Source organism: Bartonella sp. PS17NMGDW, assembly GCF_042193555.1.
Lineage (GTDB): Bacteria > Pseudomonadota > Alphaproteobacteria > Rhizobiales > Rhizobiaceae > Bartonella > Bartonella grahamii.
Genome location: NZ_JBHILY010000012.1, coordinates 18,041 through 41,643, shown reverse-complemented (window position 1 = coordinate 41,643; position 23,603 = coordinate 18,041). Strand labels below are relative to the sequence as shown.

The following is a 23,603-nucleotide window of genomic DNA, read 5'->3' as shown; positions in this document are numbered from 1 at the left end:
AATATGCGCCTGCTTACTCCTTTATGAAGCGTAAAGATCGTGGTGCTCAATGGATTTACCGTTATACCATTCACGGACACCACCGTGAAATGGGATTGGTTGCCTTAAGAGATGTTTCTATAAGACAATGCTATCCTGTTTTCTCATGATCATAATCCTCAATCTAACAAAGATGAAACAAACAATAGGATTGCAAATATGATTTGGGGAGCTCATCTGAAAGATGAAAAATGATAAAAATCTCCGCTATAAAAATTAAAGAAGAAACTATTCGTTGAAACGTAACTTCTTTATTTTAGAATTTTTATATAACACTTTACTGTTGAGATGCATAACCGTTAAAACGCATGACCACGATCTGTAGAATTAAGCTTTGGCGAGAAAAACATTTCAGTATCTGCTTGTAAAACATTTTTACAATTTTTAGATTCCTTAACAGCTTGTCCTGAAAGAAAACACTTCTTTCCCCATTCTTCCCTTAATTTTGCATCTTTCTTAAAATCCTCTACGCTATAAGTTTTTTCACACCCCACAGCGAATAATAAAGCCATGCATAATAAAATAATTTTTTTCATTTTACCCTCTTTAAATACCTTATCTGTTAACATCATCCCCCAAATGGGTGTTAAGTTTTCATACTGTATGAGAAGACAGCCTTACTATCACTTACTTGCTTTCAAAGTGAGCACTCTGAGTAAAATAACGTAAGAAGAACTCACGACAGCCATCGTATGAGTTTGTCATAAAATATAATGAGAAGAAAAAAGCCCAAACTGAGTAAAAATGACAAAATCAGAAGACGCACTAATGTTTTTTTCCAACTGATTTCAAATAGTGACATAGCGATAGGAACCGCGCCCCTCACCCTATAAAAAGCCTATGAGCATTATAACGCTTAGTATCACGATCAATAGACTACAAAGCCATTACAAAAAAGTATGAGCTCTTTTTACCTATTCGTATGTTGATTATTGTTTCCCCCATCGAATGCTTAAATAAAAACATCTTGTAATATATAGAAAACAATCAACAATGCAAATCATTTTTACGAAGATTTCTTCGTGTGGAGTCTGTTTGAAATCCATCTTTTAGAAGTCTGAATTTAGAAGCAGATAATTATGAAAGCTTTTCAAGGAATGAAACAGTTTGATCACTCTTAAAGAAGTAAAAAAACGTGATCCAATCCTGAAGACAAAATTCTGATGAAAAAACTTTTGCTAGGAATTCTTTTAAGGCACTGTAAAATATTCTATCCGTTATATCAAACGTTACGCCATTTTGGGATCTATTCATTTTTCACTTTTATCAACTCTGCTCTAGAAATCCATTTCTTGAGCGTTTTTTATCGTCTCATTTTCTCCTTCAAACACAAATACTCAAAAACGTTTTGCCACCAACAATGAAATTTTCCTGCTTTTATAAAACACATAAGTAAAAATAGAAGAGCGATTTTGAGAGCCCCCCCTTGAAAATGGAAATATTATCCATTTACTTCACAAGCGGAAATAATCTCACGGTTTATTCAAACTTTCCCTATGGTCTTTTGCCCTATGCTCTGGTGCAATTTTATTGATAAAGTTTTCTCTATAAAAATTTAAGTAAATATGTTCGTTAAAGCCAATCACGGATTTTCAAAGGGGTTGTAAGATCCATTATCTCGCCGCCATTTTAAAGGTTCAGTGAAATCACTTGACCAAAGACCGATCTTGTTGTTGCGTGCTTTTTCTTCCGCATGATAGTACTGAGTTGGAATAGGATCTTTTCCCTCTTTTGAGAGGACCAACATACCTTCTGTAAGACCTGCCTCAGCTAAATCAACCCCTTGAACAAAACATTGCGCATAATAAACACCATTGTGCATCACAGCCTGTTTACAGGATAAATCCTGCCCAAGTGTTTTGGTGACAAGCCAAGCCGTTGTAACCGCACCACAGGGCCATTCTTGATCATTTAATCGTGCTTTTTGGCGTGGTGCGCACGTGTCTACACCATAAAGATGAATATCACGGGTGATATATGAGCGCCAAGATTGTGCAGCAGGCGTCAGTAATTTAAATGTAACCCCACTTGTAACAGAGGCCTTACCATGAAAAACAACAGCATTATTTGCAACATCGTTTGATGAAACACTCTTCTGCAAATCGAGAACTGGTTCATTTTTTTCTAATTGCTGTTTGGTGATAGATTTAACCAACTTTTCTTCTTCTCGATTTTTTTCTTTTCGATAAAAATTGAGAATATCTTGTATATCTTGCATCTCAAATGTTTTAAGAATACTGAAATCTATTTTATCTTTATACTGGCTTAATCCCCACACTATGGAACCCATAATGTAAATAATAACAATCAATTTAAATAGCATTTCTTAACACGCTCGCTCAAAAAATTCATTGTTTTTCTATCCTTTCACATTATTTATCACTAATCCCCTTGTTTTTAAAGAAAAAAATCCAAATATCTGTGTTGCATATTAACTACATTTTGTAAAGAATAATATTCCTTACTTGCATTGTTTTAATATTATTGTCTTTACCAATACATACAACTTAAAATTGCCATTTTCATGTAACACAATCCCAGTTTGAAAAGACTTCTGTCTCTTTAAGAAAAAGAGTTTGAGAGTGAACAGATCCACTATCAAGGCTTTTAAAACAAACAAACGAGAAGATTAAACTGTTATCAAATGACAGCATTCTCCAGTTTGTTAGAGGAAATGGAATGTCGACATATGAACAAATATTATTTGTTAAAGAGAGGTAAAATGACAGATAATAGATTCCAAAACATCATTTTTATCGTGACCATGCTGCTTTTTACGGCAGTTTTTGTATCTGATCTTTCTTATGCTGCTCCTGCTGCTAGTGGAGGTGGTCTGGGAAATCTTGATGGTGTTTTAGGCAACATTGTCACAATGATGACGGGTGCAACGGCAAAGCTTATTGCAATTATATGTGTTGCTGCTGTGGGGATTGGTTGGATGTACGGCTTTATTGACTTACGCAAAGCAGCTTACTGTGTTCTCGGGATTGCTATTGTTTTTGGTGCCCCTGCTCTCGTTGGTAAATTAGCGGGCACAACATAAATGAACGAAGATACTCTTTTCCTTGCCTGTACGCGCCCAGCCATGTTTGCTGGTGTTACAATGGAAGCGATGGCGCTTAATGTCATGGCGACATCCATTCTTTTTATTTTGACGAGTGATTTTACCATGTTTGGTCTTGGGATTGGGATGCACTTTATTTTGCGAGAAGTGACAAAGTATGATCACAACCAATTTCGCGTATTATTTGCATGGCTCAATACTCGAGGAAAACAAAAAAACCTCAACCGATGGGGAGGAGGTTCGACCTCCCCCTTGCGCCTTATCCGAACTTATAAGGAACTAAGCTGAAGGAGCCAAGCCGGTGAAACAGATGTCAATAATGAAACGGGAAACTTTGCCTGAAGAATATATTCCCTATATACGCTACATCAACCAACATGTCGTTGCTTTAAATTCACGCTGTTTAATGGTTGTGATGGCTGTTGAGGGTATAAATTTTGACACTGCGGATATTGATCAATTAAATTCTTTACACAACCAATTAAACACCCTTTTAAAAAATATCGCAGACGAACGGCTTGCTTTATATTCTCACATCATCCGCCGCCGTGAAACGATATACCCAGAAGGTCACTTTCTTTCATCTTTTGCAACAACATTAGATGAAAAATATAAAAAGAAAATGGTTTCGCAAGAACTGTATAGAAATGATCTATTTATTTCACTGCTTTGGAATCCGGCAGCGGATAAAACAGAAAAGCTGGTTTCATTTTTTCAGCGCTTGAGCAAAGCGAAGAAAACACAATCTGAACCCGATGAGGAAGCTATTCGTAAACTCGAAGAGTTAAGTCAAGACCTTATGCAAGGTTTAGAAGAGTATGAAGTCCGTCTGCTATCAATCTATGAACATGAAGGTATTTTATTTTCTGAACAAAGTGAATTTCTCCACCAGCTGGTGGGGGGAAGACGTGAGCGTATTCCTCTCACATTTGGAACTATTGCTTCAACGATTTACTCGGATCGTGTTATTTTTGGGAAAGAAATTATCGAAATTCGCCATGAAAGTAATGAACGCTTTGCTGGCATGTTTGGATGGAAAGAATACCCTTCTAAAACACGCCCTGGTATGACTGATGGTTTGCTTACGGTACCATTTGAATTCATTTTAACACAATCCTTTGTCTTTAAAAGTAAGGCGGCCGCCGGTGCGATTATGAGCCGCAAGCAAAATCAAATGATCAATGCAGCTGACCGTGCTAGTTCACAAATTGATGCACTCGATGAAGCGCTAGATGATTTAGAATCAAACCGTTTTGTTTTGGGCGAGCATCACATTTCTTTAGCTGTTTTTGCTGATCATCCCAAAATATTGTCTGAAAACTTATCAAAAGCACGTTCCCATTTAACCAATGGGGGAGCCGTAATTGCCAGAGAAGATTTAGGATTGGAAGCAGCATGGTGGGCACAGCTTCCTGGAAACTTTAGCTATCGTGCGCGTTCAGGCGCCATTACCAGCAGAAACTTTGCCGCTTTATCGCCCTTCCATTCTTTCCCCGTTGGCAAACTGAACGATAATGTTTGGGGGGCTGCTGTCGCATTGCTAAAAACACAGGCTGGTTCACCTTACTATTTTAATTTTCATTATGGCGATCTTGGAAATACGTTTGTTTGTGGCCCATCGGGATCTGGTAAAACAGTGATTGTTAATTTTCTTCTTGCACAATTACAAAAACACAATCCAACTATGGTTTTTTTTGATAAAGATCAAGGAGCAGAGATTTTTGTACGAGCTGGAGGAGGGAAATATAAACCTCTAAAAAATGGGCAGCCCACAGGGATTTCTCCCTTAAAGGGCATGGAATACACTGAAAAAAATAAAATCTTTCTTCGTAATTGGATCTTAAAGCTGGTAAGCGCTGAAGGGCAAATCGTAACAGAAGAAGAGCGACAAGATATCGCCAAAGCCATCGATTCTTTAGAAAACTTACCCCCAACACAACGTTCTCTTGGTGCACTTCAACTGTTTTTTGACAACACATCAAAAGAAGGTATCGCCATACGACTACAACGCTGGATTAGGGGCAATGATTTAGGGTGGGTTTTTGATAATGATCAAGATGATCTCAATTTAAACGCACAGTTCATTGGATATGACATGACCGATTTCTTAGACAATGAAGAAATTCGGCGCCCCTTAATGATGTATCTCTTTCACCGCATTCTTGATTTGATTGATGGGCGGCGCATCATTATTGTCGTTGATGAATTCTGGAAAGCTTTGGAAGATGATTCATTCAAAGCTTTTGCGCAAGATCGGTTAAAAACAATTCGTAAACAAAATGGCATGATGCTCTTTGCAACACAAAGCCCTAAAGATGCTTTGAACTCAACAATCGCGCACACAATTATTGAGCAATGCCCCACCCAAATATTTTTTCCAAATCAAAAAGCAAATTACAATGATTATGTCGAAGCTTTCAAACTTACTGAGCGTGAATTTGAACTGATACAGTCAGAATTAAGCAGAGAATCTCGCCGTTTTCTCGTCAAACAAGGACAAAGTTCCGTCGTTGCAGAACTTAACTTACGTGGAATGAATGATGAGATCGCCGTTTTAAGCGGCACAACAAAAAACATTGAACTCATGAATGAAATTATCAACGAATATGGAGCAGACCCTGACAAATGGCTGCCCATATTTTATCAAAGGAGAAAAAATCAATGAAAAAATATGGCTTAGTTACACTGTTATCTTTTTCTTTTATTTCTCATGCAATATCACAAACGACACCCGATGCGGATGAATATTATAAACAAGCACTCGAGAATACACAAAAATTAGATGCTGCAAAATCAGAAACAGCTGAAAGCGTATATAAAACTGCAACTGAAACTGCAAAAAAAATTAAAGCAATAAGTCATCAACTTGAACAACTTAAGTCACAAACAGATATAACAACAACAGAAGCTGTAAAAAAACCTAGCCTTGAAGAATTGCAGAAGCTTCAAGCTCTTCAACAAGAGCTTCAAGTAAAACTTTCTCTTCTTCAAGCCGATCTTCAAGTGGCTTCTCTAAAACTTCAGTCTCTTGATATGATTCAAGCAAGAGATACGAAAACAAAAGACGAAATGCGTGAAGAAAAGGAACAACAAAAACATAAATACCTTGAGGCACAATTAAAAGAAAAAGAAAAACAATTAAAAGAAAAACTTGAAAGTACGAGTACAAATGTCAGACTTTAGTTTTTCTCCATTTGAAAGCATTTCTGGGTATATTTTAACCCCTCTCGATAATGTGATGGACACAACGGTGAGAGGGTTATCTTCTGCTATTTCAGCGCCCTTAAATCTCGCCGCAATCATTTTTATCTTTCTTTATGGCTATAATGTTATGACAGGTCGCGTTGCGCTTTCCATGCATAGTCTTCTCAATAATGTTGTTAAAATCGTTGTTGTGACAACAATGGCAACGAATGCGGATACATTTAATACTTATGTCAAGGATATTTTCTTCAAAGATTTATCCAATGCTATTGGAAATGCGCTTAACAGCAATCCTGCAAGCTCCAATGTTTTTGATTATATTTTGTTAAAGGCAAATACTCGCTATCAAGAAGTTTTATACAACGCTTGGTTTTTTGAAAAGATCGTTGTGGGGCTTCTTGGTTCTATCATGCTTTTAGCCGTTATTCTTTTTTGTATAGGTGGTTTTATTGTGCAAATGTTTGCACAAGTTGCACTCGTAATGATTATAGGTCTTGGTCCTCTATTCATTAGTTTATATTTGTTTAATGCAACGCGAAAATACACCGATGCATGGATTACAACTTTGATCAATTTTACCATTTTACAGGTTCTCGTGATCATGCTTGGAACAATTATATGTCAAGTTATCCTACAGGTTCTCAAAGTTTCATATGAATCAATCTATGTTCTTTTCCCCCCTGTCCTCGTCATTTCGATCATAGGGGTTATTATCTTCCGTGCGCTTCCCGGTATTGCAACAGCGCTGGCCTCTGGCGGACCATACTTTAACACTGGTGTCTCTTCAGGAGGACAGGTTTTCACAATGCTTGCCAATGGTGCAAGAACGAGTGCGAATACAGTAAAAAATGCCGCTTTACAAATCTCAGGTGCTGCCGGTAACGCTTCTAAAGGTGCGGCAGGCGCGGCAGCAAAAGCAGGAAGATCTGGAGGTGGTCGTGGTCGGTTTTAAGATAAAGCACCTCTTTAAAAGAATAAGCACTTTTGTTTTAGCCTTGCGTGCGCCCTTTGGCGCACGCGCCATGGTCCTGTTCCAGATAAGACCTAACATCTCGGGTCTTACAACAAAACCAATCAAAGTCTTGCATCACATAGACTTGTAAAAGTGTCCAAAATAAAGGCTCTCATGCATTGTATTCCAAGATATTTGTGAGTTCAAAAAATGAAACGAAAAATAACTTTTGTTATGGTCCTAACAATCGCTCTTACTGGTTGCGCCTCTTTGAGTGGCCCCAAAAAACCACCACGCTGTAATGGCAAACATACACGTGCTTTAAATAAAGATAAGTGGAATTGGGACAATCAAAACGTTGTCCACCCAGAAAAGAGCGTAAAGACTGTTACAACTCCTATCATTCTCAATACTTTGGAAAGTGAAAAAGCAACAGCCAATTCAGCTTTATTAAAGCCGGTTATTCATGAAGCACGATCTGATAAAACTGTGGAGGTTACGCGTGAAAAGTGATGCCCTTGAAGAATATATAAAAGAAGCCCGCTCATTTGACATTGATCGCATGCATAGCATGCGCGTGCGAATGAAAATTTCCATGGCTTTAACAGTGCTTTTTGGATTGATGACGATTGCGCTGGCTTTAGCTGTCGCAGCTTTGACGCCTTTGAAAACGGTAGAGCCTTTTGTTATCCGCGTTGATAACTCAACAGGCATTATTGATACTGTAAGCGCCCTCAAAGAATCCCCTAACGACTATGATGAAGCGATAACGCGTTATTTTGCCAGCCAATATGTTCGTGCCCGTGAAGGTTTTCAAGCATCCGAAGCAGAAAACAATTTTCGCTTAGTTTCTCTTTTATCTTCTCCAAAAGAACAAAACCGTTTTGCAAAATGGTACGCGGGCAATAATCCAGAAAGTCCGCAAAATATTTATCATAACATGATTGCTACCGTCACAATCAAATCAATCTCTTTTATAAGCAAAGATCTTATCCAAGTTCGTTACTATAAAACGGTCAGAGACTTTAATGAAAAAGAAAATATTTCCCATTGGATTTCAATCTTAAATTTTTCCTACGTGAACGCACACATTTCAACATCTGACCGTCTCATCAACCCACTTGGTTTTCAAGTATCGGAATATAGATCTGATCCAGAGGTGATAAAATGATCAGACTTTTACAAACAATCTTTTTAATTTTTACGATTACTCTCAGCTTTCACACAGTCCTCTCATTTGCGGAAACAGCGCCTGTCAGTGCACGTAAAGATAACCGCATCAGATTTGTCAATTATGACCCTTACAATGTTGTGCAAATCATTGGCTCCATTCGCTCTTCAGTTCAGCTAGAATTTGCCGACGATGAAGAAGTAACCTATGTAGGAATTGGAAATTCCGTTGCTTGGCAAGTTGCGCCGGCTGGTCACTTTGTTTTTCTCAAGCCGCGTGAAGTCCAACCTGTGACCAATTTACAAATTGTCACAAGCCGCCAAGATGGTACACAACGCTCTTATCAATTCGAGCTGCAAGTCCGTGAAGGCGATGTTTCAGCCGGCAATGAGACGTATTTCTTGGTAAAGTTTCGTTATCCAGAAGATGAAGCCTTACGTAAGAAATTAGCCGAAGCAGAAAAAGCAAAACAACGTGAAGAAAACTTTGTCAATGATGTTTTAAATATCCATGAAGATTTTGGACCACGCAATTGGGCTTATGAAGCCCAAGGCTCATCCCTCATTGAACCTGCGTCTGTCTATGACAATGGAAAAACAACAACCTTTACCTTTTTAGGCAACATTGAAATCCCTGCCATTTACATTGTATCGCCTGATGGGCAAGAAGCTCTTATTCCCAAATCGATTAAAGGCAACAAAGTTATTGTTCATGCAACAGCTGCACAATTCACGCTACGGCGTGGGAATGAAGTATTGTGCATCTTTAATAAAAGGTTCGTACCAGAAGGAATTAACCCTGAAACAGGTACGACATCACCATCTGTACAACGTAAAGTGAACCTAGGAAGCAGCCATGAATAACGCCGTGGATGAAAAAAGCATCAATGATCGCGATACAATAAAAAATGCTCAAGGAAAAAGTCAACAGAACAATGTAGGGAAAGCTATTGCTCTTATTATTCTTTTCAGTGTCTGTCTTTATTTAGCCTATTCAACACTTGTTACAGAAAAAAAACAACCAATTGAATCTTCAAAAGAAGGAAAAGTTATAAAACAAACAGAGCTTTTTCGCCCTGCAAAGCCTACCCCCTCCCCCCTTGAACAGCCTCAACGAAATAACGCTCTATTGCCAAAAGTCGAGCTACCAACACCAAACATCAATCAATTAAATTCTGATGACTCACTTCTGGAAGCAGCACAACGTGCTCCTGTATTAGCTTATGCAAATACACAACAAGGCAAAATAGATTCACAAACAAATAATGGTGTATTGCCTCACCAACTTGAAAGTAAACCTGATGAAACAACACAACGTTTTAATCATCTTCTCAAACCCACAGTGCTTGAAGGTATTCGTGCTTCAACCCTTGGCAATCGAAACTACATCATCGCGATGGGAACTTCTATCCCTTGTATTTTAGAAACAGCCATCAACAGTGATCAACAAGGTTTTGCCAGTTGTATCGTCTCCAGAGATATCTTATCAGACAATGGTCGTGTTGTCCTTCTTGATAAAGGCACCCAAATTGTTGGTGAATATCGCGCCGGCTTGAAAAAAGGCCAAACACGTCTCTTTGTGCTATGGAATAGAGCAAAAACCCCTAATGGTATCATTATATCCTTAGCTTCACCTGCAACAGACAGTTTAGGGCGTTCTGGTATAGATGGAGATATTGATAACCATTGGCTCGAGAGGATTGGATCTGCGCTTCTTGTCTCCCTGATAAAAGATGCGACAAACTATGCCAATAAACGTTTATCAAAAAAACAGGAAAAAGAAGAAACTGAAACAATCTCTTCAGGACAAAACATCGCAAACATTCTCGTAGAAAATTACGCCAATATTCCTCCAACATTATCCAAAAACCAAGGGGAAATGGTGAATATCTTTGTTGCCCGCGATTTGGATTTTTCCAGCGTCTATAAATTGAAAGTCATCGAAAATAAAAAACAGATTACCAATCGAGCTGTTTCAAGAAACTTTTACAAAAATTCTGTGATACCTTTAAAATGAACTCAAACTTACATACCATGAGCGATGAAACCATCGCGATTGTTCTCACAAAACTTGAACCCATCCGTGCTTTTTTGAAAGATGAAAGTCTTTTTGAAATTGTTATCAATCGTCCCTATCAAGTAATGACGGAAGGTATTGATGGATGGAAAACAATAGAAGCACCGGCTCTCTCTTTTAATGAGCTTATGGGGATTGCGAAAGTTGTCGCATCCTATTCCAAGCAAAACATATCAGACAAGAATCCAATATTATCGGCTACTCTGCCAGGTAATGAGCGCATTCAAGTTGTTATTCCGCCGGCTGTCGAAAAAAACACGATTAGTATGACAATTCGCAAACCATCATCGCAGAGTTTTTCTCTCGAAGAGCTCGCGAATAAAGGTCTGTTTTCACTGTGTGAACAGATATCTTTCACGCCATTGAATGATTATCTTTCTCGTTTTAACGAACTCAAAATCATCGAGCATAACTTAGCTCATGCCTACTGCAATAAAGACTTTGTCTCCTTTTTAAATCAAGCTGTAAAATGCCAGAAAAATATTTTAATTGCAGGAAAAACTGGTTCGGGTAAAACAACATTATCAAAAGCATTAATCGCCAAAATTCCTCAAGAAGAGCGTATTATTACCATTGAAGATACACAAGAATTGGTGATACCGCACCCTAATCATGTCTCGATGTTCTATTCAAAAGATGGACAAGGCTTAGCCTCTGTTGGACCCAAAGAGTTGCTTGAATCATCTTTACGGATGCGTCCTGATCGTATTCTTTTGCAAGAACTTCGAGATGGTACAGCCTTTTATTATATCCGCAATGTCAATTCAGGTCATCCAGGTTCCATTACAACGGTTCATGCCTCAACAGCCCTTGCTGCCTTTGAGCAAATGACCCTTTTGGTCAAAGAAAGTGACGGAGGAGGTGATTTAGAGCGTGATGATATTCGAGGACTGTTGATTTCAATGATTGATATCATCATCCAATGCAAACGGGTTGAAGGAAAGTTTAAGGTCACAGAAATTTATTATGATCCCTTCAAACAACGAAACATCTTTGGAGGAGACTAAAAGAAGATCACATCGGTTGCTAAAGGCTCTTTTAAAGCAACGATTGCACATAAAAGGAAAAATGCATGAAAACCAAAGCAACAGAAAACAGCGAAAACCTTTTACCTATGACAGTAGAAGAATTAAAACAACGCCGTGAAGCGGTTGAAGCAGCCATCAGCACCCATGCAATAGAGGGAATAGCGCTACATTCCAAAACGCTAAAAATTTTAGAAGAATATGCAAGGGGGAATATTTCACTCGAGGAATTTAATACTCTCATGGACAACGTAACATTATAAGGAAGCTACGATGCCGAAAGCAAAAGAAAAAACAAAAAATATACAGACAGTTTCTCCTCATCATTATGTCTACCCGAACACCACAACACTCAAAAATAAATATGGAATAAAAAACTTTAAATCCTTTCTGGAGAAATGCTCGCATGATACAGCAAAAGCGATGGTTAATCTGCGTGCAGCCCCCCTACCAGAAAAATTTGATACCTCCTATCTATGCTCTATTCATTATCAGTTATTTAAAAATACCTTTGAATGGGCTGGTCATCTTCGCCATCTTCCCTTTACATTTGAAGATGGTACCACAGCCGCTATGCCCGAAATGAAAAGAACAGGATGGGAAAATCCTTTTGCACTCGGTGATGAAATCCCTGAAGGTTTACAAAAATTAGATCAAACACTTGCCGAAAAAGATAATTTGCAAGGCTTAACGCGTGAGAAATTTAACTCTGAAGCAATAAGTTTATTTAACTTCCTTAACCAGCTCCATCCTTTTAGAGAAGGCAACGGACGTACACAACGGGTCTTTTTTGAAAAGCTCGCTCAAGCAGCAGGCCATCAGCTTGATTTTTCACTTGTTACAAAAGAACGCATGATGCTCGCCAGTGTTGCTGTAGCAGAAAATGGTGATCTAGAACCAATGCAACATCTATTTGAGGATATCTCTAATCCCAATAAAATACTTCTTTTAAAGGAATTCATGAACAACATGAAAGAACTTGGGCGCAATGTTAATGATCGTCCCGTTATGGTTGCAAAAGAAGGTGAAACCTACACAGGAATGTATAGAGGTGCTGGTTATGATAGCTTTGCATTCAATGTGAAAGGGGCTTATATCATCGGCAATAAAGAGCATCTCACACCAGAACAACTCAAAACATTAAAACCCGGTGACAAATTTACCTTTACAGTTCCAAAAACAAAAGAGCTTGAAAGCATTCTCATTCCAGAAGAAAGATTAGCTCCTTTGACAGAAAATAAAAAAGCCGAAATGGTTGCAGAAGATTCTTGCGTCCACGCAAGCTTAAAACAGGTCCAGAAATTGGCAAAAATTGTTTATGGTAAAGAAAAAACATTAGATAAACAGATGCTAGAGATCATCAAAAATCCAAGCTTAGGCCAACAGCTCGCCAACCAGATTGAAAGAGCACCGCACTCTGTTTCTCATCTTGCAGGTTTCAGTTTATGTGGACTACAAAATCAAGCACGTGCAAACGCTAAAAATCATCTTGAGATGCTCTGTACTACCGTTGCAAATTTCGCCCATGCTGTAAAACATGCGGAGAAGGAAATTACTCAAGAACATGCAACAGAACAAAGTCGTCGTGCAAAAATAGTAAAAATGCCAAGCAAAAGCTTACAAGAGCTCTTCACCTTGCCAAAAGAATTACAGCAAGAAGCTTTAGCAAAAAATCCTTTACTTCAAAAAGAGCTTACCGACTTTGTAAAAAACATCAATAGCCGTCTCTCACTAACTGAACATAAAGCTGTCAAAAATAATGAGTATGAAACACTGGCTCAAAGCATTGGTGTATCAGAAAATAAAGCCAAACAAATTACACAAACCGTTAAGCAAGCCAAAGAGCTACATCAGCAAACACAAGTATGCACAATGCATCGTTCCAAAGCATTTGCTATGGCTTGCTAAGAATGGATAAAAGCTTCCTCCTTTATAAGAAGGGCTCATAAACGAGAACTGTTTGGCGTCATCTGCGCTTTTTCAAAAAAGAGAGAGTTTAATATCACACACCTGAAAAAAGAGCTTTTCGCAGCATCGTCTGATAGAATTGAAAGTAAATACAATGAAATATACCAAGACACAAATGGTACTCATTTTAACACCAATCGCTTTAGGTGCTTTAACGATATTCTTTGTTCCTCATTTTTTGTTGTTTATAACAAATGGACTAAAGAGCAATCAAATTTATTGGACACTTCGTTCAGAACCTTTACTAGTCTTAGCACTAACAGCTGCTGTGTCATTGTTTTATAGTCTCTCGCAAAAGCTGCACTTACGTAAAGGAATTACTTTCGTTTCCCTTATCTTTTTTGGAACCGCAGCTCTTTATTATATTGGTGGAGAAATAAAACGTTTAAGTCCCTATGTTGGACAACAAGGAATAACGTGGAATTATGCGCTTCAATTCATGGACCCCATGGTTGTCTTTGGCATCATCATTGGTGTTTTTTTTTCCGTTATTCAATTGATAACAACCTCTCCACCTAAAAATAAGGTCAGGCGAGCAAAAAAAGGTGTGTTTGGTGAATCCGCGTGGATGAATTTAAGAGAGGCAGCGAAAATTTTTCCTGCCAATGGGCAAATTGTTGTGGGTGAAAGATACCGTGTTGATCAAGATAATGTGTGCAAAATTCCCTTTGCACCTGGCAATAAAACAACATGGGGAAAGGGTGGGACAGCCCCTTTGCTAACCTTTAATCTTGATTTTGGCTCAACTCATATGATCTTTTTTGCTGGTTCTGGTGGCTATAAAACCACAAGTACAGTAGTTCCTACGTGCTTAACCTATCCAGGGTCTATTATTTGTCTTGATCCTTCAACAGAAGTTGCCCCAATGGTCAAATTTGCGCGTCAAAAGATGGGGAATAGAAATGTCATTGTTCTCGATCCCAATTCATTTTTAACAAAAAATTTTAATGTCATCGATTGGCTTTTAGACGACAGCGTACCACGCACACAACGCGAAGCAAATATTGTAAGCTTTTCTAAGTTGCTTCTTACAGATAAAAAATCAGACAATTCTTCAGCGGAATATTTCTCGACACAAGCTCATAACCTTTTAACAGCTCTTCTTGCTCATGTTATATTTTCTGATGAATATAAAGACAACGAGCGCAATTTAAAAACATTGCGTGGAATTCTCTCTCAATCAGAAACAGCTGTTGTCAATCAACTACGTATGATTCAAGAAACAACACCTTCTCCTTTTATTCGCGAAATGGTTGGCATTTTTACAGAAATGGCAGAGCAAACCTTTTCAGGAGTCTATACAACCGCATCAAAAGACACTCAATGGCTTTCTTTGTCCAATTACGCAGATCTTGTCTGCGGAGATGATTTTTTTTCCTCAGATATTACAAATGGCAATACAGATGTTTTTCTCAATCTCCCCGCAAGCATTTTAAACAGTTATCCAGCTATTGGACGCGTGATTATTGGCGCCTTTCTCAATGCCATGGTTACAGCAGACGGTAACTATAAAAAGCGTGTTTTATTTGTCTTAGATGAAGTTGATCTTCTAGGCTATATGAATATTTTAGAAGAAGCGCGCGATCGTGGACGTAAATACGGTACATCCTTAATGCTTTTTTATCAATCTTCTGGTCAGTTGGTCAATCACTTTGGAGAAGCTGGAGCACGTTCATGGTTTGAAAGCTGCTCCTTTGTCAGCTATGCTGCCATTAAAGACTTCCAAACTGCCAAAGACATTTCAGAACGCTGTGGACAAATGACCGTTGAAGTAACCGGAACAAGCAAATCAAGAGGCTTATCTTTAGGAAAGGGTTCATACAACGTCAATTACCAACAAAGAGCTCTGATTTTACCCCATGAAGTTATTCAAGAAATGCGTCAAGACGAACAAATTATCCTTATGCAAGGACAACCTCCTTTGCGATGTGGTCGCGCTATCTATTTCAGAAGAAAAGAAATGTTAGCCGCAGCTGCAAAAAACCGCTTTGCCCCACAAAAGAAAAACTAACCTCCTCTTATGAGATCTTGACTATGAAAAGAACAAAAACAATATACATTTCTGTTTTTTAAAAGCCCGTTAACAAAAAGTTTTTACCCGCTTCCTCACACACATAGGGAAAACATGATAAAAAAATCCGTGTTTTTTCCTTTTTGTATTTTGTGTATCATTTTACCAGCGCCCATCGTCTTTATAAAAAACACCAATCCCCTCATCAAATCACTTATAACTAAACCAACATCTCCACTGAGGAAAGTCTGCAAATACATTCCTCCAAAGCTTTTTGTGTATAATTTGTCCCCTACAAACAACCCAAAATTTAATCTTTGAGATAAGAACTCTCAAGACACCTACATTCAAGAACATCGACTTTTCCAAAAAAAACATTTTAGATATACATCAAAATGAATAAATCATCCTTATACAAGCTTTTCCCCCTTTACGATATCATAAAGTGTTCTACTTTAATGATAAAGCGCTGAAAAAAAGCCTTTCTCCCCAACCAAAGAAAGGGATTCCTCTCTTATGGATCTTAAAGAAGCGCAATACGATAAGAGCAACAATCAAAATAAAAAACAATTTGTTTCAAACATACACAAACGAGATGTTCATATGGCAAGATGTTCGTATGGAGCAATAAGAAAAACATAATGGAGAAAGATTCTTGATGACTGCTTTTGCCCATAGATTCACTAATCTAAGTACTGTGTATGAAAAGTACCAACTCCATCCGCAAACCAAGAGCGATTGCACCCGCCATATCCACGATCTTCATCAAAGCGCTCTTACAAATAACTTTATTAAAAGAAAAAAACCAACAATTTTAAGCAACGTTTTTCTTTTTGACCTCTTCCTTACACCTCAAAGAATGGAGTTTTTTCCAGAGTCAACTTGTAGATAATCCATTTTCTGACCACTCATGGGATTCATACCAGCACCTTCAATACCAGTATTTTACAGCACAACAGGATAATAAACAAAAAGAAACATCAGAAAACCTTTCCAAAAATAAATGAAAAAAGAAAATATACATGAAAACAATCACAACAGAACATTTGGCATTTCTCACACCAAAAACCTTTCAAAAGTATCACAAAACGATCGATACAACCATCCATACACTTGAGGGAAAAGCACTCCCTCTCATAACACCAAAAATCTCAAAAGAATACGCGAAGGGGAATTTTTCATATGCAGCGTTTAAGACGCTTATCAACCACCACCCTACTTAGGAGAGATTATATGTTAGAGCAAAATTATTTATATAAAGGTACCTTAACACTCAAAAATAAATACGGCATAAAAAATCCCAAAAAACTGTATGAACGCTGTGCCCATGATACCGCCAGAGAAGCTGTCAATTTTCGCCATGAACCACTTCCACAAAAATTTGATTCCACTTATTTAAAATTAATTCACTGGAGCCTCTTCCACAAAACTTTTGAATGGGCTGGAAAAACCCGCGATGTATCCTTTACATTTGAAGACGGAACCTCTGCCCATATGCCGGCGATGCGTCCCAAAGGTTATGAAGTTCCTTTTGCTGTCGGACCGCAGATTCAAAAAAAACTAAAACAACTCGAAAAAACACTTAATGAGAAGAACAATTTAAAAGGTTTATCGCGCCAAGAATTTGCTGAAAATGCCGCTGAAGTTTTTATGGTGCTCGAGCACGCACATCCTTTCCGAAAAGGGAATGGGCGCGTAAATCGAATGTTTATGGAAAAACTTGGACAAGCAGCAGGACATACCATTGACTTTTCTTTCATCACAAAAAGACGCATGACAGCAGCTTGTATTGAAGCCATGCAATATGGCAATCCCCAACCGATGAAGGATCTTTTTGAAGATATCACGCATCCGCAAAAATCCCTTGTTTTAAAAGAATTCATCTCCCAAATGAGAAATGCTGGACTAGATGAAATTAACAATCGTATTGTTGTTGCCGCAAAAGAAGGGATCCCCTATGAAGGCATCTTTAGAGGTTTTTCAGCAGAAGGTTTTGTCATGGAAGTAGACGGTGCTTTCGTCGTCGGCCACAAAGATGATCTCCCCCCAGAACTCGTCAAAACATTACAAAACGGTGCCCGCCTCTGCTTTCAAAAAAACAACGTTCAAAGCTTACAAGAAACACTGATCCCAAAAGAGACATTAGCACCTCTCACACATGAAGAGTTATTCACAAGGATTTCAAATGACCCTTATGTTGAAGCATGCCGAAAAGAAATCGAAAAATTATCAAAGATTGTTTATGGTAAAGCCCACGCATTAAAGACAAAAACGGATATCTTAACGGCAGATCCAAGCTTAGGAAATCAGTTTGCCAATGAAATTTTACAAAACCCTCAATCAATTTCTAAACTTGCAGGAAGAAAAATACTTGACATGAAAAGTCCAAATCGCAGACAGGCGGAACAAACTGTTCCACAACTCAGCCAAGCCCTTAAAAATTATGCCACAATAACAGAACAAACAAAAGAAGAAACTTTAGAACAACATCAAAGAGAACAAAAACGCCTGAGCCACACCGTCGAAACACCTGGAAAAAATTTACAAAACCTTTTTGCCTTACCAGGAGAACAACAAAGAGAAGCTTTATTGCATTCTCGTTCACTGCGACAAAAACTCCATCACTTTTCGCGCCAACTACATAATCGTCTATCCTCAGAAGATCGTAAAGCCATACAAGAAAAAGATTATACCAGACTAGCTTGCCTACTTGGAACATCAGAAAGCAGAGCAAAAGAAATTGCGAATACTGTAAGGAACACCAAAGAAGCACAATGTCAAGCTCCCACCTTAAAAGTTAATCGCTCTTCATCACTTGCTCTTACCGGCTAAAAACGAGTGAACTTTTTTCTTCCAACTAACTCTTGGCGCAAATCATTTTATCTCCATTGCGCCCACCAGTTGTTTTAGAATGTTACAAAAAATAGTCCTAAAAATGAATCCTGTAATTTACTATAACTTATTGATAAAATTTCATAAAAAAACTGTATAAAAGACATAAATGTCCACTACATATAAATATGAATAGCGCGAAATCTTTGGAGGTCATTCAATTCGATATCTGCCTTGTGTCTTACAGTTATCAAAAAGTAGGGAATGCGCCAACGCCAAAGAGGTTTTCTAAAAATATTGAAAGGAAACAGCCATGAAAAAAAGTTACCCAACCGCTTCTACCAATGTAGATGAACTAAGACGACAATTTGAACAACAAAATCTAGGAGCTTCTAATGTAGAAGACCTCTACGCAAAGGTTAATAAACCACCCAAAGAACAGCGCAACCCACAACAATATACACTTCAACAACCACCAACAACGGTCTATGCTCCCAAAAAGCCACTAGAACAACAAAACCTAGGAGCTTCTAATGTAGAAGACCTCTACGCAAAGGTTAACAAACCACCCAAAGAACAGCGCAACCCACAACAATATACACTTCAACAACCACCAACAACGATCTATGCTCCCAAAAAGCCACTAGAACAACAAAACCTAGGAGCTTCTAATGTAGAAGACCTCTACGCAAAGGTTAACAAACCACCCAAAGAACAGCGCAACCCACAACAATATACACTTCAACAACCACCAACAACGATCTATGCTCCCCAAAAGCCACTAGAAAATCCCTATGACAGACTTGGTGGAGAACCAAGTGATGGGCGACGCGCCGACAAACTCGTAGATCCCTATGCAGTAACGGATCTGGAGGCGAAAGGTTGGCAAACGTCCCCTTACGAGACAATTGGTGAAGGTGCACAAGGTGGACGATATCCCCATGAACCAGAACATCTCTATGCAGAGCTTGAATTTGGTGAAAGTGGTGGGCGCTCCCCCCAAAGACCGCTAGAATCTGTCTATGCAACGGTTGGCATGGGTGCTGAAGGCGGGCAAGAGTCTGAACAACGAGAAAATCCCATCTACCAAGGCGTTGGCAGAGGAACGACAACATCTCCCAGAACCCCGAAAGATGAGATTACAACAAAGCTTTTACAAAACACAAGTTTTCAATATGGTGTAAGAGAAACCCAAGAGTGGTGCAACGTTGTTTACGGTAACGAACATGCTTTGAATGAACACTTGGCTAAGATTCTTGACGATCCAAAAAATGCAGAAAAAGTCTTGCGGGACCTTGCAGAAAATCCCGAAAGCGCGGGTAAGCTTGCTGGTAGGAAAGCACTTGGCATAAAAAGTCACGCACGCAAAGAAGCTGAAGAGGGTTTTTCTCCCCTTTGCTCAGCTCTTGAGAGACATATCCATACTACACAAAAGCTCCATAAACAGTTTACACGGGAGCAGGAAAGAGAAAGAGGTCAAAGACACGAAAGTCCAGAAAGAGACTCAGAGCACAGACATCACTACCATCATCGCCATCATCACGCAAAAGGAAGAGAACAGGCTAATCCAGAGCACGGCTCACAACAACGAAAACATGCAACCGAAAAAGGAATGGCTTATGCCGTGTAAGGCATAAACGTAAAAACACATAAATTTTTGGTTTTCATGTAATCTCTTGGCGTAAATCGTTTCATTGCGGTTGCGCCAAGAATTTTTTTATCTTGTGATAGAAAATAATCCTAAAAATGGATGCAGTAATTGACTATAACTTATTGATAAAATTTCATAAAAAAACTGTATAAAAGACACAAAGGTCCGTTACACTGATCCTGAATAGCGTCGTTCTTTGGAGACCACTCAATTTTGATATCTTCTTATAAAAACCATAAAAGTATAAAGGGCGAGAGTGTGCACCAAAGAGGTTTTCTAAAACAACTCTTGAAAGGAAACATACATGAAAAAAGATCACCCTCACCCTTTTCCATCTCCTTCAATACAAGAACTTATAGAGCTCTATGAAAAAGCAGCAGCAGAGGTTACAAACCCAGAAAGCCTCTATAAAGAAGCTCCTTCACAAAGCAAAAGGCTGTCATCCATACCGGAAAAAGATGAAGAAAGACAATCTCTTTTAAAAGAAGAAACTGTACATGTATCAACAAATCCAACAACGCTTCTAACAAGAGGCAACTCTACCAAAAGGCAGAAACAACTTGAAACGACACACTCAACAGTTACTTCACAAGTTTCTCAAAAAAGGGCAACAAGAATTCTCTCAGAGGAAGAAATCATTCAATTGCTTCCACACCATTCATTGGTTCAAACATATCGAGAGGAAATCCAACGTTTATCCGCAAGTGCATATGGCGATTCAAATATTTTGCAAGAAAAAATGCAGGAAATTCAAAAAAATCCTGCTGCAGGAAAGGAGCTCTCATGGCGCATGGCAGCCCATCCTGAAAGTATTGCTAAACTTTCAGGCGCCAGCACGTTTGGCTTCAAAAGTCGAACGCGCAAACAAGCGGAAGAAGATTTTTCCGCCCTTTGCGTCACCGTTGATTGTTATACAAAAGCTGTAAAACAGGCAAGAGAGAGCCTATTGCAATCTCCAGAGCAAGAACTCAAAAACTATGAACGTTTAATGGGAAAGGCAGCAGTCACTGAACTTCTGCAAAAACCAGATCAACGTGAAAAAGAAACTCTTTCAGAGGCAGAAATTTCTACCAAAATTCAACAACATTCAAAAGTCAAAAGGCACTATGCCCAGATCAAATATTGGTGCGAAGTTGTTTTTGGTAACGCAAACATTTTGCAATCACAAGTGGAAACACTTTTTCAAAGCCCTGAAACAATAGAACCACTTGCACAGCAACTTGTCGGAAATCCTCAATCTTTCCACAAGTACGCTGGTGTCAGTCTTTTTGGCTTTAAAAATCAAGCACGCAGACATGCTGAAGCTGGTCTTTCTCACTTAATTGACGCCGCTGACAATTATGCAACGGCTGTAACACAAGTAAGAGAGAGCATTTTGCAAACCGAACAGGCAAAACAAAAGCGCCATGAACCATCTTCTGAACAGGCGCAAGATTTGCATCAACAACAACGCTTATCACAATCTGTTGAACGCACTGAGCATTCAACAGTAACTCGTGAAAAAGCAACAACCTCTACTCAACAAAGAGAAACAGATATTCGTCCTCGCAAAACTGCGATACCAAAAGCGATGGCTTTTGCCACCTAAACAGACATAAGTTTTCACATTGAATTCAACATCTTGGCGCAACACATAGCAAAGATCATTTGCGCCAAGAGAACCGATTATTGTGGAACCATTCAGTTTCATATCCTCTCTCATAAAAGCAAGTGAAAAAGCATAAAACAGAATAAAAACCAACGCATATTTTTAAATAGTATTTAAAAACAATATTGGAAGAGTTTGAAAGGAACATGTATGAAAAAAAGAAATCCTTCCCCTTTTATCACCGAAATGATGGAAAAATTTCAACAACAGACTGAACAATCCCCCACCAGAACCCCCCCTCCCCAAATTTCTCAAAGTTTGCCAAAACCAACTGTACAAAAACGCCCAGAAAATTTATCACACCACCCAAAGGTTGCTCCACCGCCCCCCCCACGCATGAAAACCCCAGTGCAAACCAGCACAATACCTCCTAGCACCAAAAAACAAGAGACGCCTCCCCCACAAAAAAACTCCTCTCCGCATACACAAGCAGCGCCACAAAGACCTCCACGTGCAAAAGAGAGGCAACAAAACAAACCAACAGTTCAAGAGCCCCCCTCCCTACAGACAAAAGTGGCTCCGCCCCTTCCTCCACGCATGAGAGAAAAAACACAAACTGGCACAACAATCCCCAGCTCAAAAATCCAAGAAAACTCCTCTCCGCACACAAAAGCAGCACCACAAAGACCTCCACGTGCAAAAGATAGGCAACAAAACAAACCAGCAGTTCAAGAGTCCCCCTCCCTACAGACAAAAGTAGCTCCGCCCCCTCCTCCACGCATGAGAGACAGAGTGCAAAACGGTGCAAAAATCGAGAATCCTGAAACACTCTACCCAAGTGTTAGACCCAAAACACCATCACATATGAAAGTCCGGCAACAAAGTAGTTCATCATCACAAGATAGTGGAACATATGCAGTACCTCCTTCACGAAAACCACACCGTATGGAAAACAGAAAACAAAGCGATGCTGTCATCCCAAAACCTGCCTCTCCACACACAGCAATTGAACAGCCAAAACCGTCTCACGGACAAAAAAAATCTATTAATACAATGGAAAGAGAGCTATTGCTCGTAGCATATCAAGAAGAAATACAATTTTTGTGCGAAAAGGTTTATGGCAACAAGCTTATTTTAGAAGAAAGAATAGAAGCAATCAAAGAAAACCCCGATATGGGAGAACAGCTCTTATGGGATATTACAGAACGGCCTAAGTCTATTTCTAAGCTTGCTGGTAGAAAAGTTCTTGGCATAAAAAATCATGCGCGCAGAAAAGCTGAAGAAAATCTTCCTACCCTACGTACTGCAATTAACGATTATGTATATACTTCAAAATATACAAAAAGTGAAAAGATTTCACAAGCTTCTCACACGGAACAACAACATCAGCGACAAGCACAAGAGGAAGAGCCAATAAATCAACATTTACAAAATCCGCTCAACTCAGAAAAGAAAATAAAGCCTCTCTCAAATCAGGAAATTGCCCGCAGAGTTCAACAAGATCCATCGGTTCGATATGGTCAAAGAGAGATCGAATATTGGTGCGAAATTGTTTATAATGATCCGTTTATTTTGCAATATAGAATAGAAGATATGCAAAAAATTCCAGAGATAGGAGAAGAGCTCGTATTTCAAATTGAAAACCCTTCTAGATCTTTTGCTCCGCTTGCTGGTAAGCAAGTCCTTGGCATAAAAAATGGAGCACGCAAAGCCGCTGAAGAAAATCTTTCTACCCTGTGTACCGTCATTAAGGATTATGCTGAAACTGTAAAACAGTTAAGAGAAGCCATTGTACAAAACCATCAGGAAGAACAACAAAAACGTCATCAACCACTTACCGATCTCGATAAAAAATTACAAAAGCAGCAAAGCTTATCGCAGCCCCCGAAGTTACCTGAACGCTCAACAGCAAAGCAGCATCAAGAGGTTGCAGAAACTTCTAGACAAGAAGACCAACTGCACGTTCGACCGCGCAGAGCCGAAACATCAAAAGCTATAGCTTTGTCGTGATAAATCTCCTAA

20 protein-coding genes are annotated in these 23,603 nt (G+C 38.9%); 18 read left to right on the top strand and 2 right to left on the bottom strand.

Going from position 1 to position 23,603, the window contains the following annotated elements; translation table 11 throughout:
- Positions 1-338: 338 nt before the first annotated feature.
- Complete coding sequence (locus ACFIJK_RS07525) at positions 339-575, bottom strand: EexN family lipoprotein (RefSeq protein WP_375626376.1); 237 nt, start codon at positions 573-575, stop codon at positions 339-341.
- A gap of 1,046 nt (positions 576-1,621) precedes the next feature.
- Complete coding sequence (locus ACFIJK_RS07520) at positions 1,622-2,362, bottom strand: hypothetical protein (protein WP_375626378.1); 741 nt, start codon at positions 2,360-2,362, stop codon at positions 1,622-1,624.
- A 399-nt stretch (positions 2,363-2,761) separates the two neighbouring features.
- Here ACFIJK_RS07520 and ACFIJK_RS07515 point away from each other — a divergent pair, with 399 nt between their 5' ends.
- The 18 genes from ACFIJK_RS07515 (at position 2,762) to ACFIJK_RS07430 (ending at position 23,591) form a co-directional block, all read left to right on the top strand.
- Positions 2,762-3,082, top strand: coding sequence for a TrbC/VirB2 family protein (locus ACFIJK_RS07515; RefSeq protein ID WP_375626379.1), 321 nt, complete (start codon positions 2,762-2,764; stop codon positions 3,080-3,082).
- Positions 3,083-3,391 (top strand): type IV secretion system protein VirB3, encoded by a 309-nt coding sequence (locus ACFIJK_RS07510; RefSeq protein WP_212112790.1) that lies wholly within the window; start codon positions 3,083-3,085, stop codon positions 3,389-3,391.
- A gap of 22 nt (positions 3,392-3,413) precedes the next feature.
- Positions 3,414-5,768 carry a VirB4 family type IV secretion/conjugal transfer ATPase gene (locus tag ACFIJK_RS07505; protein ID WP_375626425.1) on the top strand — a complete coding sequence of 785 codons (2,355 nt, stop codon included), beginning with the start codon at positions 3,414-3,416 and terminating at the stop codon, positions 5,766-5,768.
- Complete coding sequence (locus ACFIJK_RS07500) at positions 5,765-6,286, top strand: type IV secretion system protein VirB5 (RefSeq protein WP_375626381.1); 522 nt, start codon at positions 5,765-5,767, stop codon at positions 6,284-6,286. Before ACFIJK_RS07505 ends, ACFIJK_RS07500 begins: the two co-directional genes overlap by 4 nt.
- A complete protein-coding gene (locus ACFIJK_RS07495) occupies positions 6,273-7,259 on the top strand; it encodes a type IV secretion system protein (protein ID WP_375626427.1) in 987 nt (328 codons plus the stop codon). The genes ACFIJK_RS07500 and ACFIJK_RS07495 overlap by 14 nt, the downstream gene beginning before the upstream one ends.
- Before the next feature lie 210 nt (positions 7,260-7,469).
- Positions 7,470-7,772 (top strand): type IV secretion system protein VirB7, encoded by a 303-nt coding sequence (locus tag ACFIJK_RS07490; protein ID WP_375626383.1) that lies wholly within the window; start codon positions 7,470-7,472, stop codon positions 7,770-7,772.
- Positions 7,726-8,430 (top strand): virB8 family protein, encoded by a 705-nt coding sequence (locus tag ACFIJK_RS07485; protein WP_273788313.1) that lies wholly within the window; start codon positions 7,726-7,728, stop codon positions 8,428-8,430. The genes ACFIJK_RS07490 and ACFIJK_RS07485 overlap by 47 nt, the downstream gene beginning before the upstream one ends.
- On the top strand, positions 8,427-9,293 hold the full coding sequence (virB9, locus tag ACFIJK_RS07480) for a P-type conjugative transfer protein VirB9 (protein WP_375626385.1): 867 nt from the start codon (positions 8,427-8,429) through the stop codon (positions 9,291-9,293). Before ACFIJK_RS07485 ends, virB9 begins: the two co-directional genes overlap by 4 nt.
- The gene (gene virB10 / locus ACFIJK_RS07475) at positions 9,286-10,446 is read left to right on the top strand and encodes a type IV secretion system protein VirB10 (RefSeq protein ID WP_375626387.1); all 1,161 of its coding nucleotides are present in this window, start codon (positions 9,286-9,288) and stop codon (positions 10,444-10,446) included. The genes virB9 and virB10 overlap by 8 nt, the downstream gene beginning before the upstream one ends.
- Positions 10,443-11,513, top strand: a complete 1,071-nt coding sequence (gene virB11 / locus ACFIJK_RS07470; RefSeq protein ID WP_015856713.1) for a P-type DNA transfer ATPase VirB11 — start codon at positions 10,443-10,445, stop codon at positions 11,511-11,513. The genes virB10 and virB11 overlap by 4 nt, the downstream gene beginning before the upstream one ends.
- Positions 11,514-11,578: 65 nt before the next feature.
- Positions 11,579-11,794: an antitoxin VbhA family protein gene (locus ACFIJK_RS07465; protein WP_015856714.1), complete on the top strand. Its 216-nt coding sequence runs from the start codon at positions 11,579-11,581 to the stop codon at positions 11,792-11,794.
- Between the two features lie 10 nt (positions 11,795-11,804).
- Positions 11,805-13,439, top strand: a complete 1,635-nt coding sequence (locus ACFIJK_RS07460) for a BID domain-containing T4SS effector (RefSeq protein WP_375626390.1) — start codon at positions 11,805-11,807, stop codon at positions 13,437-13,439.
- A 154-nt stretch (positions 13,440-13,593) separates the two neighbouring features.
- Complete coding sequence (gene traG / locus ACFIJK_RS07455) at positions 13,594-15,510, top strand: Ti-type conjugative transfer system protein TraG (protein WP_375626392.1); 1,917 nt, start codon at positions 13,594-13,596, stop codon at positions 15,508-15,510.
- A gap of 1,022 nt (positions 15,511-16,532) precedes the next feature.
- Positions 16,533-16,733 (top strand): hypothetical protein, encoded by a 201-nt coding sequence (locus ACFIJK_RS07450; RefSeq protein WP_375627376.1) that lies wholly within the window; start codon positions 16,533-16,535, stop codon positions 16,731-16,733.
- Positions 16,734-16,743: 10 nt separating this feature from the next.
- Positions 16,744-18,342, top strand: coding sequence for a BID domain-containing T4SS effector (locus tag ACFIJK_RS07445; protein ID WP_375627375.1), 1,599 nt, complete (start codon positions 16,744-16,746; stop codon positions 18,340-18,342).
- A gap of 313 nt (positions 18,343-18,655) precedes the next feature.
- Complete coding sequence (locus tag ACFIJK_RS07440; RefSeq protein WP_375627374.1) at positions 18,656-19,972, top strand: BID domain-containing T4SS effector; 1,317 nt, start codon at positions 18,656-18,658, stop codon at positions 19,970-19,972.
- Positions 19,973-20,297: 325 nt separating this feature from the next.
- Positions 20,298-21,581 (top strand): BID domain-containing T4SS effector, encoded by a 1,284-nt coding sequence (locus ACFIJK_RS07435; protein WP_375627373.1) that lies wholly within the window; start codon positions 20,298-20,300, stop codon positions 21,579-21,581.
- 210 nt (positions 21,582-21,791) lie between these two features.
- A complete protein-coding gene (locus ACFIJK_RS07430) occupies positions 21,792-23,591 on the top strand; it encodes a BID domain-containing T4SS effector (RefSeq protein WP_375627372.1) in 1,800 nt (599 codons plus the stop codon).
- Positions 23,592-23,603: the final 12 nt, after the last annotated feature.